The following is a 12,909-nucleotide window of genomic DNA, read 5'->3' as shown; positions in this document are numbered from 1 at the left end:
GCTCGTCGGCGCTTAGCGTCCGGTGCCGCCGTAAACGGTGGCTTCCACATCGGTGTCCAGATCGAACGCGGTGTGGATAGCGCGTACTGCATCGTTGAGCTTGTCGGCATCGGTGACCACGGAGATGCGGATCTCTGAAGTGGAGATCATGTCAACGTTCACGCCCGCGCGGTGCAATGCCTCGAAGAAGGTGAAGGAGACGCCTGGATTCGAGCGCATACCGGCGCCGATCAGCGAGAGCTTGCCAACCTCGTCATTGTGCTCGATTTCCTCGAAGCCGATCTCCGGCTTCGCGGTGTTCAGCGCTTCAAGCACATGCTTGGTTTCGGTCATCGGCAGGGTGAAGGAGATGTCGGTGGCACCCGAGCCGCGGGTCGAGATGTTCTGCACAATCATGTCGATATTGGCCTGCGCGGCGGCGATAACACCGAAAATCTGTGCTGCCTTGCCCGGGATATCAGGTACGCCAATGATGGTGACCTTGGCTTCGGAGTGGTCGTGGGCGACACCTGAGATGATTGGCTGTTCCAAGGGTTCTCCCTCTTGAATTTTGATTTTGTCTTCGGGATCCGGGAGCACCCAGGTGCCCTCGTTGGTGCTGAATGAGGAGCGCACGTGCAGCGGCACGCCGAAACGGCGGGCGTATTCCACGCAACGCAGGTGCAAGATCTTCGAGCCGCTGGCGGCCATTTCCAGCATTTCTTCACTGGTGATCTTCTCGATCTTCTTGGCCGAGGCGACCACGCGCGGGTCGGCGGTGTAAATGCCGTCAACGTCGGTGTAGATTTCGCAGACATCGGCGCCCAGTGCTGCGGCCAGTGCGACGGCGGTGGTGTCCGAGCCGCCACGGCCCATGGTGGTGATGTTTTTAGATTCCTTGCTCATGCCCTGGAAACCAGCGACGATGGCGATGAATCCGCGGTCGATGGCACGGCGTACGCGCTGCGGGGAGACCTCCATGATGCGGGCTTTGCCGTGGGTGGAGTCGGTGATCAAGCCTGCCTGCGAGCCGGTGAATGAAGCAGCCTGCTCGCCGAGCTGGTTGATCGCCATCGCCAGCAGCGACATCGAGATGCGTTCGCCAGCGGAGAGCAGCATGTCCATCTCGCGGGCTGGTGCATCATCGGTAAGCTGGCCTGCCAGATCCAGCAGGTCATCGGTGGTGTCGCCCATTGCGGAAACAACGACAACGACGTCATGGCCCTTGGATTTAGTATCAATAATCCGGCGTGCTACACGCTTGATGCCTTCGGCATCTGAAACGGAAGAACCGCCAAATTTTTGAACAATTAGGCCCATGGGCACTCACTCCACCTGTTGAAAGCTGTGCCTCGCCGCCGGGGGTTTTGATGGAACTTTGGCGCGAGACATCTACCAGATAAATATTGTGACAGCTACGGGGCGACATGTCCTAGTTGTGAAGGTAACCATTGGTCATATTGCCTAGGAACCTCAGCGTGAGTTGTTGAAAAACACTGGCTATCCCTTGAATTCAGCCAAAATTTGTCGCCAAAAGCTCTTCCAATCAGACACCTGTTCAGGTGTTTCAGCCTTAGAAATGTTTATGGCAACCGAGGATTTTCCACCTTTGAGGCCAATGTCTACCTGTGCCTTGGTTCCGTCGCTGAAGTCAGCTCGCCAATAGCGCCATCGCTCTGAGCCGCTGGTGCGTGCAGGTTCGGAAAGCTGCTGGCCGTTGAACTCCTTGCGACCCTGGACGCAGGCGACCCAGCGCTCCAATGCGGTATCCAAATCAGCCTCGATGGTGCTGCTCACCGAACCTTGGAAGGTGCCGTCTTGGGATTGGCCGGGTAGGCGCCGGCCGATATGCTGCTCATAGGCTACAGCCACGGATTGAGCCCACCAGCCCGGAGTGTCGACCGTTGTGGGAATGTGGGTGAAAGCCAGTTCGGCTATTTGCTTGTGCGTAAGTTCATCGGCTCCGCCGGCGCGCAGTTTGGCGCACCACTGATCCCATTCAATGCCGGTGGCCTTGGCGATGGCTGCGAGGTTGCTGCTTTTTGTTGCCATGAGGACAGTCTAGGGCGGACTTAGAACCGTCGGTACTCCGAAGCAATGCGCCGGGCCCAGAGGAGCCTGCCAGTTTCTTGCTGGTCCTGCATCAGCGGAAGCAGCATCTGAACCCGTTCGTTCTGCTTCATGCCGCGCAGGCCGGCGGCATCCATGATGCCTGCCCATTCCTCCATGCTTGACCCAGTGTGGTTTTCGATTTTCTCGGCGCTGCTCAGTGATTCGGTCATGTGCCAAAACCTAGCAAGCTTCAACGACAAGTTGGCCGCGGCCGCCGCTGACTGGCGCCGAGGAATGGGCTTGAATGGGAAAGAGTCTCGAAGTCGTGGAATTCCCGTTCAAGCAAAGGCGATTAAATGCCCCTGGCAGGTCTTCTCGGTGACTCCGAGAAGACCGGCCAGGGTTTGGAACGCTCTAGAGGGACTTGATTTCCAAATTCAATCGGCTCAGAAGATCGATGAGTGCCGACAGATCCTCATTGTCCCAGTTGGTCATGCGCGAGCGGAGCTCTGTCCGCCACCCTTGGAAGCATTCATGCCACCTTTCTACCGCAAGCTCGGTAGGCAGGAGGTGGAAGACCCTGCGGTCTTCCGGGTCGACTTCACGCTTGACCAGTGCCAGCTGTTCCAGCTTGGTGATCATGCGCGATAACGAAGCTTTGTCGACCAGCAAATGTTCACAGATTTCAGACTGGGTGATGCGTTGGCTCCGCAGAATCATGCCCAGCACGGGCAGGTATCCCGGGGTGAGCCGGCTGTCGAGCCGAGTGGCCAATTCCCGCTTGGCACGCGCAGTCAGCGCGATCAGTGAAAACAATTCCTGTTCGGCTGACGCGTAGAGATCGGGACGTTCCGCAGTCGGGGCGTCTTCGGCTTTGCTTGAAACCTGCACCGGATCTCCTAGTTGCCAGCTGGCGTTTCTGCCTTGGCAGCGTCCTGATCCTCAGCAGCCAGATCCTGCATGCGTTCGCTTGCTGTTTGGGTCTTCAGCGACTGGTTGGGAATCAGGCAGACAGCCACGACGACGAGCAGCGACAGCGGAGCGGCAATGGTGAACAGCGAAGGCACAGCATCGCCGTAGATGGATTCGAAGATCACGCGGACCGGTTCAGGCATCGCGGCCACCGAAGGCAGGGTGCCCGATCCCAAAGCTGCGGTCAGCTCCTTGGCCTGGTCGCCCAGGGAAGCCAGCGCTGCGGCCAAATCGGACTGGCGGTCGGCGATCATGTTCGGCACGGTGGTCGCCAGTATGGCGCCCAGGCCAGCGGTACCTGCAGTGCCGCCCAAGGTGCGGAAGAAGTTCACGGCCGAGGAGGCTACACCCAGTTCCTTGACGTGGACCGAGTTCTGCACCACCAGCACCATGTTCTGCATGACAAGGCCCATGCCGGCGCCGAGGATGAACATGTAGGTGGCGACCAACGCGTAGTTGGTGTCGTAGTGAATGGTTCCCAGCAGGAACAGCCCGATGACAATCAGCACCGAACCGGTGACTACCAGTGCCTTCCACTTGCCAGTGCGCGAGATCATCGCACCGCCGATGGTGGAGATGACCAGCAGGCCACCCATGAGCGGGAAGGTCATCAGGCCAGCCATGGTGGCTGATGCGCCGCGGGCCATGATCATGTACTGGCTGAGGAACACCGAGGTGCCGAACATCGAGACGCCAACGGCCAGCGAGGCGATGACCGCGAAGGTGAAGGTGCGGTTCTTGAACAGGCCCAGGCTCAGCAGTGGCTCAGAGGACTTGGCTTCGACCAGAATGAACAGTGCCAGCAGGATTACCGCTCCGGCAATCATCAGGTAGCTGGTCGTCGAGGCCCACTCGAACTGCGTGCCGCCCAGCGACATCCAGATCAGCAGCAGCGAGACGCCGGAGGAAAGCAGGACGATGCCCCAGTAGTCGATCTTGACCTTGCGCTTGGCAATGGCCGGAAGGTGCAAGGTGCGCTGGATCAAGATGACCGCAGCGATGGCGAAAGGCAGGGCGATGAAGAAGTTCCAGCGCCAGTTAATGGTGTCAGTAACGAAGCCGCCGATCAACGGGCCACCCACGGTGCCAACGGCCATGACAGCGCCGAACAGGCCCATGTACTTGCCGCGTTCGCGAGGGGAGAGGAAATCGGCCATGACGATCTGCGCCAAGGCGCCAACGCCACCACCGGCCAGGCCCTGGATAACGCGCATGGTGATCAGGAAGCTGGTGTCCTGCGAGAAACCTGCGGCGGCCGAGGCCAGTACGAAGATGCCAAGCGAGATCTGCAGCAGAAGTTTGCGGTTGCCCAGGTCAGCGAGCTTGCCCCAGATCGGGGTGGAGATGGTGGTCGCCAGCAGGGTGGCGGTGACCACCCAGGTGTAGGCGGTCTGGCTGCCGTTGAGATCGGAGACGATCACTGGCAGCGAGCTGGAAACTACGGTGCTGGCCAAGATGGAGACGAACATGCCCATCAAAATGCCCGTGAGGGCAGTGAGGATTTCGCGGTGAGTCATCTTGGGCTTGGCGACCGGTGCGGTTGCGGTCATGGAAGCTCCAAAAATTTAGGGTCAGGCGTAGAGGGCCTGAATGGTTGATTGATGTCAACTATACGGCGATAGTTGACTATTATCAACTAAGCGTGTTTCACCCCACATCACTGTTCGGGCATGGAAAAACGCTCCGCGCTCAAGCCGGTAAAACGGAAGAGTGCAGAGCGTTCCAAGACAACTAGAACTACTGGCTGCGGCGGTTATCCATCTCGGGAACTACTGGGTGCGAAGGCGCTTCGCCTGCGTTGCCGGATGAAACCGGCGCACCGGCAACGTGCAGCAGGCGAGGTTCGGATAGCTGGGCCTTTGGCTTTTCTGCAGGTCGTCCAGCACCTTCGTGCGCCGCTTCCTCCTCGGATCCCTGCTTCTCTGCCTTGGCACGGGCCGGGCCCGGAGCGGTGCGACCGGCAGCTCGACGCCCCTCGAAGGCGCGGGCCAAGGTCACTTCATCGGCGTATTCCAGATCGCCGCCCACCGGCAGGCCGGAGGCCAGCCGGGTGATGTGGATGCCCAAAGGAGCTAGCGCGCGCACCAGGTACACGGCGGTGGCTTCGCCCTCAAGATTCGGGTCGGTGGCCAGGATCAGCTCGGTGATCGAATCATCGGCCAAGCGGGTTACCAGCTCGCGGATGTGAAGCTGTTCCGGGCCGATGCCTGCCAGCGGATTAATGGACCCGCCGAGCACGTGGTACTTGCCGGAGAACGCCCGGGTGCGTTCAATGGCCAAGACATCCTTGGATTCTTCCACGATGCAGATCTTGGAGCCATCGCGGCGTTCATCGCGGCAAATGGCGCAGGTTTCCTGCTCCGAGATGTTGAAGCAGATCTCGCAGAACTTCACCTTTTCCTTGACCAGCTGGATCGAGGCGGCTAGCCGGGTCATGTCCTCGGCATCGGCGTCTAGAATGTGGAAAGCAATGCGCTGAGCCGACTTCGGGCCGATGCCAGGCAAGCGACCGAGCTCGTCGATCAGTTCCTGTACAGCACCTTCGTACACGTGCGCCTACTTTCTTGCTTGCTTCAATACCGTGAAATTGTTCCGTGGTACACCCTAGTGTCTCACTCCGACAGTTCGCCGTGGCGCCGGCTACAAGCTTCGTTTGATTTCCACTACATTCCCGTTCACGTCGCGCTGCTCGATGACCATGCCGCCGAGCAGGCGTTCCACGGCTGGAACACCGATCAGTGCCGAATCCTCGACCTCGATGTCATCGTCGCTCGGGACAAATTCCTCGGGTTCTTGCACCGGAGCAGGGGCGGGAGCCGAAGCCGGGCCGCCCCAACCGCGCGCCGCCTGGGCAGGCGCTGGTGCGCTTGGTGCGTTCTTCGCCTGGTCCATCAGCTGCTGGTATCGGCTCATGCGGCCCGAGACCGCAGGTGCCGAGGCCGCAGGATCCGGTTCCGGTTGGGCCTGTGGAGCGCCCCACCCCGGAGCGGCTTCAGGGGCAGGCTGCGGGACTGCTGGCGGTTGCGCCGGTGCGGCCTGTTCCTGACGCGGCTGTTCCTGGTCCCGGGAGCGAACCTGCGGCTGCGCTTGGGCAGCCCGAGGCGCCGGAGCCGAAGCCTGTGGAGCCTGCTGCTCAGGTTCACTAACCGCTAGATTCTCGAAGGAATCGGTGGTGCTTTCCGGGTGCAACGGGGTCGAAGACACCGGACGTGCGATGTTCGGAGCGCCGCCCTCAGCCTGGCGCGCCGTCATGCCGGCAGTCATCCGGGGCTTGGGAGCCACCGGAGGTCCACCGAAACTGCGTGGTGCACTAGCTGCCGGAGCAGGCGCTACCGGGGCCTGCTGCGGAGCAACAGCCGGTGCCGGAGCCTGTTGCTGCGGCTGAACCTGCTGCGCTGCCGGAACGGAGCCAGCTGGCACGTAGTACGGGTCATCCGGGAACGGGGGCTCGTCGAAGTAGGGCTCATCCGCGGGAGGCGGAACGTCATCATAAGAGCTGTCGTACCCGTCATGGGCGCGTGGTGCTGGCGCGACCGGTGCCGAGCTCGGCGCAGCGGATGCCGGACGCTGCTGCGGTGCCGGAGCGGCAGCTTGGGCCCGTGCCGCAGCGCGCGCAGCCGCCCCAGCAGAACTTACAGCCTTGGTGAACTTAGTTGGTGCTGGGGTTGGCGCCGGGATTGGCCGGCGCTCACCTTTTGGGGAACCACCACCGTTGGGGTTGGAGCCGCCTTCGGTGAGGACCACTTCGATCGGTGAACCGGAGACCTGGGACAGAACCCCGGTCAGCGTATTCATCAGATCCGGCCGGTTGCGCAGATTCACGATTGGGCCAGTGTTGCTGAACGCCAAGGTGAGGGTGCGGCCATCGAAGCCTGCCACAGAGCCATAAGTGGCAACCATGGAATGCAAGACGCGCGAGCTGCCCTGCAACTGCTGCAAGATCATGGGCCACGCTTGTTGGAACATCGCCACCGGCGATCCAGCGCCCTGTGGTGCTGGCTGCTGGCCCTGCGGCATTCCGCTAGGAGCACCATGTTGAGGTTGCTGGGGAGCCTGTTGCTGCTGTTGCGGTGCCTGGGAACGCTGGGCTTGTTCTTGCGCGGCACGCTGTTGTGCTTCGCGTTCGGCTTGCTCTCGCTGGGCTTGTTCTTGCGCGGCACGCTGCTGTGCTTCGCGTTCGGCTTGCTCTCGCTGGGCTTGTTCTTGCGCGGCATGCTGTTGTGCTTCGCGTTCGGCTTGCTCTCGCTGGGCTTGTTCTTGCGCGGCACGCTGTTGCGCTTCGCGTTCGGCTTGCTCTCGCTGGGCTTGTTCCTGCGACTGATGGGCAGCTTGGCGCTGAGTATCCATGCCAGCCTGGCTAGCTTCCGGTGCCTGTTGTGGCTGTGCTGACTGCGGTGCTTGCGGTGCTTGCGGTGCTTGTGGTGCGCGGTTGGCAGCCGCGCGACGTGCGAATTCGGCCATGGCAGGATTCTGCTTCACGTCATCGATGGAGACACCGGTGCCGAACGACAGGTCTTCACCACTGGAAGGATCAGGAACCAAGCTGAATGGTGCCACGCCTTCCGGACGAGCTGCCGGAACACTCGGACCAGGCTGCACCTCGGTGGTCACCGAGCGGTTTTCGCCCTTTGGACCCCAAGTCGCGCCCCAGTCAGCGGCTTCACCGGTGTTCAGCGATGCTGCCGCGCCCGGATCCAGCGGGGCATTTGGATCATCATCAGCCGGCTGTGGCTGTGGCTGTGACTGCGGCTGTGACGGCATGGACTGCTTGGGGTGCGTTTCCTGCGGGGCAGGAACCGACCGTGGAGTCTCATGAGGCTGCTCGGTAGGCTGGGCTTGGACTGGTTCTGCGTGCTGCGTAGGCTGCTGCATCTGCGCTGGAGCCTGGGGAACCTGCTGCTGCGGCTGGGCATGAATTGGCTGAGCTTGAGCCTGTGGTGCCTGCTCTTCGGCCACTGGTTCGCCCTGCGCCTCAGCCGGTTCCGGAACACCGCCACGACGGGACTTCGCGGCGGCCAAGGCTTCGCGTACTGCGGCAGCACCTTGACGCGCGGCGCCCGGGTTGGGGGTGGCGTTCATCGAGGCGTCAGCACCCGCAGCGTCGTCCTCGTCAAGCGCAGGTAGCGCTCCACCGGTCATCGCGTGGCGCTCCAAGCGATCCAGCCGAGCGGCAAAAGCGCTGTCGGAGTTCTGCGAACCGGGCAGCATCAAGCGCGCGGCCAGCAATTCCAGGTGCAGACGAGGCGAGGTTGCGCCGGTCATCTCGCTCAGGGCTTTGTTGGTGACATCGGCCCATCGCGATAGTTCGCCTGCGCCGACCAAGCCAGCCTGCAAGCGCAGGGATTCGAGCTGGTCTTCTGGCACGCCGCGCAAGATCTTCTCAAGACCTTCTGGCATGGCCTTGGCAATGATTAGATCGCGGAAGCGCTCCAGCACATCTTCAACGAAGCGCCGGGGATCCAGACCGGTCTGGATGATGCGGTCAATCGCACCGAACAGTCCGGCGCCATCGGATTCGTGCAGCGACAAGGTGACCTCATCGAGCAGCGTTGAGTGGGTGTAGCCCAGCAGCGCAATGGCTGTCTCGTAATCCAGATTGCCGTCGCGGGCACCAGCGATCAGCTGGTCCAGCACCGAGAGGGTATCGCGGACCGAACCGCCGCCAGCACGGATCACCAGTGGCAGAACGCCCTCGGCTACCGCCACGCTTTCGCGTTCGCAGAGCACTTGCAGGTACGCCAGCAATGCCTCTGGGGGAACCAAGCGGAATGGGTAGTGGTGGGTGCGCGAACGGATGGTGCCAATGACCTTTTCCGGTTCGGTAGTCGCGAAGATGAATTTGATGTGCGCCGGTGGCTCTTCAACGATCTTCAGCAGGGCATTGAAGCCTGCCGCGGTGACCATGTGGGCCTCATCGATGATGAAGATCTTGTAGCGGTCGCGAGTTGGTGCGAAGGTTGCGCGCTCGCGCAGGTCGCGGGCGTCATCGACGCCGCCATGGCTGGCCGCGTCAATCTCGATGACGTCGAGCGAACCCGGGCCGCCATTGGCAAGGTCCACGCAGCTTGGGCAGGTGCCGCAAGGAACGGGCGTAGGGCCCTGCTCGCAGTTCAAGCAGCGGGCCAAAATGCGAGCAGAAGTCGTCTTGCCGCAACCGCGCGGGCCGGAGAATAGGTAGGCGTGGTTGACGCGGTTCTTCTCCAGCGCCGTCATCAAGGGCGCAGTAACGTGCTCCTGCCCGATGACGTCGCCAAACGTATCGGGACGATATCTGCGATATAGCGCTGTACTCACACCGGTTCCCTATCAGTTGCCTGATGCATTAGGCATCAGCTGTTGGACAATATTCAATGGTTCGACGGTCCACGGTTCACGTGGCAGATTCGCCGGATCGAAAGCTTCCAGGGCTGCCTGCAAACTTGTGCTGGGCAAGCCCAATGACTCTAGCAAAATCGCCACAATGTTGGCTGAATGCACGCCTTGTTCGGTGATCTCTTCGAGTGTTACCGCACCGTCGCGTTTAGCCAAGCGCTGGCCCTTGGCATTCAGCGCCAGCGGTACGTGCGCGTAGGCCGGGACCGTGTAGCCCAGAAGCGTTGCCAAATAGGCCTGCCGCGGCGCAGAAGAGAGCAAATCATCTCCGCGCACGACCTGGTCGATGCCTGATAACGCATCGTCAACGACAACCGCAAGATTGTAGGCCGGAGCGCCATCATTGCGTACCAGAACAAAATCATCTACCGCACCGGCGTAATCGCCGAATAGCTCATCATGAACAGAAAATTCTCTCACTTCTGAACGCAGGCGCAAGGCGGCTGGACGGTTCTGCGCTTTAGCCGAGCGTTCGCTGGCACTCAGATCGCGGCAGGTTCCCGGGTAGGCGCCGGGCGCAGCATGCGGAGCGCTTCCGGCTTCGGCGATGTCCTTGCGCGAGCAGAAGCATTCATAGACCAAACCGCGGGCTTTGAGTCTCTCAACGGCCTGGAGATAAATCGGAAGGCGGTCGGACTGCCGGAGCATTTCACCGTCGAAATCAAGGCCCAAGGACGCTAATTCAGCAATCTGGGTGGCTTCGGCACCGGAACGAACACGATCCAAGTCTTCAATGCGCAGTAGGAAATTGCGTTGAGTAGAGCGGGCAAAAAGCCAAGCGAGGATTGCCGTGCGTAAATTGCCAAGGTGGAGTGGCCCCGAAGGGCTAGGGGCGAAACGGCCAGCGCCCACGTGGACTCCATTCGGCTTGCGTAAGAAAGTAAAAGACCCCTCATGCACCTGCCAGAGCCCATCTACCCTTGCTACCTTCCGGTCCTGGGGGAGTTCAACAGGATGACACCACACGAGGGGTCACCCAAAATACTACCTGAGGTTGGCGCTTGGATGAAAATCGGCAGGCGTGCGCTTGCTCTCAACTGGCAAATCTTGGATCAAAGATCTTGACCAAAATGCCGTTCGTCCTCAGCCTGTCCCTTCTTCAGGCGGCTCTAGCCAGCCAAGCACGCGACGAACGCGGTCATTGAGCTGGATGGTGGGCAACATGGGGGTCTGCTCTTTTTCGAAATCGAAGTTCTGGACGCTGGTGACACTGCCGGGAAGCTCAACACAGATCATGCCGTTGGGGGTGCGCCAGTTCACTGAGCCGTCCGGAAGGTAGGTGGCTTGCCATCCCAGCACGTGCTTGAACATCTGGTGCCGCTTGCACAATAAATGCGTATTGCTCCGGGTGGTATGCCCGCCCTGGGCCCATGCGTCGATGTGGTCAATCTCAGATGCTTCGGCAGGCCGATTGCAGCCGGGGAAGCGGCAGACGACATCCCGATTTCGCAGCAGATCACGCAGTGCCTTGGAAGGACGGTACTTTTCGCGACCAACGTCTATAGCTGCCCCCGACCAGGGATCGGTGAGCACCTTGATGAAGGACGGGGCGTCCTTTGCGATCAGTAGTGCTGTCCCCACTGGGATTGGGCCGTAGCCTTCAAGATCAGCCAGTGCGCGTTTAGGGTCGGCCAGCATTTCCAAGGCAGGAATCGTGACAGCTACACGAGCTTTTAGCGGGGTGCCTTCGGTTGCCGGCCAACCATCGAGCAGCGCGTCGCAAACAATGTCCAGCCGTCGTTGCTGTTCGGTCCGATTATCGGCTGGGTCAGCATTGCGTACGGCATGCCAATTGACCGTGTTGATTATGCCCAACGCTTTTTCTACCGGCAGGTGCAGCTGAATCACGCTCATTCCATTGGCCTCATGCCAATAGGTGACCTTGCGGTCCTCCGCACCTTTCTTGTGGCGTTCTTCAATGGGCTTTGGATGCAGTCGCTCACGCATTTTCCGGGCACGTTGGGCTATCGCGGAGTCAGTGGTCTGCCGAGCTATCGGCAGCAAGGTTTGCTGCATCAGCTGCACGTCATCGGGTGCAAGATCCTGAGAGTTCTTGACGATCTCTTGCGCGGATCTGGTCGTGATCTCGCCGACGCTCAGGGCGTCCAAAGTGTCTGCGCAAAGATGGCGCAGTCCTTCGGCGAAGAACAACTTGTCCTGGATTTTCTTGTCTGAGGACCGCATTGCCACCGCTGCCTCGGCAACAAAGGAAGAACGGATCAGCGACTCATCGGAGCGATTGACACCGTAGAAGTAGGCAGAATGGGATTCAGCTGTTTCTTCTGTTTCGCCGGGGTCATCCAGCAGAGAGTCTTGGGTTCCCTGGCTGACCGCCTCGGCGACCGAATATTCGTAGCTATCGGCCAGCACCGCAGCCTCGGCAGCATCCAGCATGCTGTGCAGCCGGGCAATGGTCTTCAGCCTTTCCAAGCCGTGGGAGGAAGCAGTGACCGGCGACTGGTCATAAAGGCTTGTGGCGGTAGCGGCGATCTGGGTAAAGAGATTGTCCTTATCCAGGTTCGCTGCCCAAAGGCCATCAATTCCGGGGATGCTCCTTGTCCCCGGCGGGCTGATTGGCAGTCGGCGAGGGTCGTCATGGCTGTGAAATACCTCTCTTTTGCTCATGCTTACAGTATTGATCTGTTCAAACGGCAGCCATTGAAGAAAGAATCGGGATGGTGAAAAGGTGCAAAATTACCGGATTTCAGGGGTTTGGCGCCTCGAGGATGGGCTGTGAAGCAGCAGGAGAACGCCCGATTCGTGATTGAGCGAGAATTTAGATATGCTGGATCCTGCTCCACGGAGCAAACTGAGGAGGATTCGCCTAGCGGCCTATGGCGCACGCCTGGAACGCGTGTTGGGTTAACGCCCTCAGGGGTTCAAATCCCCTATCCTCCGCCGAACATAATGTCCCGGTTCATCGTGAAAACGATGGGCCGGGACATTATTTTTTTGAGCTTACCGGCATTGCCTGAACCTGACGGGTAGTATCCGTGGCAAGTGTTCAGCAATCTTTCGACAAGGTAAGACTATGGCAAGTGTATTGAGTGAAATCGCTGTCGACTGCGCGAACCCGATGTTGTTAGCGAGGTTCTGGTGCGAAGCGCTGAACTATGAAGTATTGGAAGAAGAAGCCGGATTGGTCAGCATTGGGTCTCGATCCCAAGGCGAGGGCGGATTGAAGCTGACGTTCGCGCAAGTGCCCGAAACCAAGAGCGTCAAGAATCGCCTCCATCTGGATCTGCGTCCTAGCAACACCCACCAGCAAGAAGAAGCTGATCGTCTTATCTCTTTGGGGGCCAGCTACGCCGATGTGGGCCAGCAAGAGGACGAGAGCTGGATCGTGATGGCCGATCCTGAAGGCAATGAATTCTGCGTGCTTGCCAGCATCGAATGAGCGAGGCGCTTTAAATGCCTGTGAGTATCGAGGTGGTTGGTCTGGGACTAGCTGGCAGGATAAGAACCAGCCGTCCCACCCCTGGATGTGACTCATTAAAAGCCTGACCCGAAAGGTGTCATTCCATTGACCTGTCC

9 protein-coding genes, 1 tRNA gene, 1 other RNA gene and 1 pseudogene are annotated in these 12,909 nt (G+C 60.1%); 2 read left to right on the top strand and 10 right to left on the bottom strand.

Annotated features, from left to right (window positions below):
• Positions 1-12 precede the first annotated feature (12 nt).
• From ACRDT3_RS14020 to ACRDT3_RS13975, 10 genes and pseudogenes are all read right to left on the bottom strand, one after another.
• Entirely contained in the window at positions 13-1,299 is a 1,287-nt protein-coding gene (locus ACRDT3_RS14020) for an aspartate kinase (RefSeq protein WP_105657993.1), read from the bottom strand.
• A 180-nt stretch (positions 1,300-1,479) separates the two neighbouring features.
• Positions 1,480-2,031 (bottom strand): hypothetical protein, encoded by a 552-nt coding sequence (locus ACRDT3_RS14015; RefSeq protein WP_431493561.1) that lies wholly within the window; start codon positions 2,029-2,031, stop codon positions 1,480-1,482.
• A 20-nt stretch (positions 2,032-2,051) separates the two neighbouring features.
• Positions 2,052-2,261, bottom strand: coding sequence for a hypothetical protein (locus ACRDT3_RS14010; RefSeq protein ID WP_431493560.1), 210 nt, complete (start codon positions 2,259-2,261; stop codon positions 2,052-2,054).
• A 184-nt stretch (positions 2,262-2,445) separates the two neighbouring features.
• Positions 2,446-2,922, bottom strand: coding sequence for a MarR family winged helix-turn-helix transcriptional regulator (locus tag ACRDT3_RS14005; RefSeq protein WP_431493559.1), 477 nt, complete (start codon positions 2,920-2,922; stop codon positions 2,446-2,448).
• Positions 2,923-2,930: 8 nt separating this feature from the next.
• Positions 2,931-4,553: an MFS transporter gene (locus ACRDT3_RS14000; RefSeq protein ID WP_431493558.1), complete on the bottom strand. Its 1,623-nt coding sequence runs from the start codon at positions 4,551-4,553 to the stop codon at positions 2,931-2,933.
• 409 nt (positions 4,554-4,962) lie between these two features.
• Positions 4,963-5,553: pseudogene (gene recR, locus ACRDT3_RS13995) on the bottom strand (recombination mediator RecR); the annotation flags it as partial.
• 90 nt (positions 5,554-5,643) lie between these two features.
• Positions 5,644-9,297 carry a DNA polymerase III subunit gamma and tau gene (locus tag ACRDT3_RS13990; protein WP_431493557.1) on the bottom strand — a complete coding sequence of 1,218 codons (3,654 nt, stop codon included), beginning with the start codon at positions 9,295-9,297 and terminating at the stop codon, positions 5,644-5,646.
• A gap of 12 nt (positions 9,298-9,309) precedes the next feature.
• Positions 9,310-10,227 carry a tRNA glutamyl-Q(34) synthetase GluQRS gene (gluQRS, locus tag ACRDT3_RS13985; RefSeq protein ID WP_431493556.1) on the bottom strand — a complete coding sequence of 306 codons (918 nt, stop codon included), beginning with the start codon at positions 10,225-10,227 and terminating at the stop codon, positions 9,310-9,312.
• Positions 10,228-10,255: 28 nt separating this feature from the next.
• Positions 10,256-10,352: signal recognition particle sRNA small type (ffs, locus tag ACRDT3_RS13980), an RNA gene on the bottom strand.
• Between the two features lie 106 nt (positions 10,353-10,458).
• The gene (locus tag ACRDT3_RS13975; RefSeq protein WP_431493555.1) at positions 10,459-12,000 is read right to left on the bottom strand and encodes a DUF222 domain-containing protein; all 1,542 of its coding nucleotides are present in this window, start codon (positions 11,998-12,000) and stop codon (positions 10,459-10,461) included.
• 188 nt (positions 12,001-12,188) lie between these two features.
• Here ACRDT3_RS13975 and ACRDT3_RS13970 point away from each other — a divergent pair.
• Together ACRDT3_RS13970 and ACRDT3_RS13965 are read left to right on the top strand one after the other, a co-directional pair.
• Positions 12,189-12,273: transfer RNA gene (locus ACRDT3_RS13970), tRNA-Ser, on the top strand.
• A 133-nt stretch (positions 12,274-12,406) separates the two neighbouring features.
• On the top strand, positions 12,407-12,772 hold the full coding sequence (locus tag ACRDT3_RS13965; RefSeq protein WP_431493554.1) for a VOC family protein: 366 nt from the start codon (positions 12,407-12,409) through the stop codon (positions 12,770-12,772).
• Positions 12,773-12,909 lie beyond the last annotated feature (137 nt).

The organism is Glutamicibacter sp., assembly GCF_050701915.1.
In the GTDB taxonomy this organism is placed as follows: Bacteria; Actinomycetota; Actinomycetes; order Actinomycetales; family Micrococcaceae; genus Glutamicibacter.
Note: the sequence above shows the minus strand (reverse complement) of the source record. Positions and strands in the feature narration are given on the sequence as shown.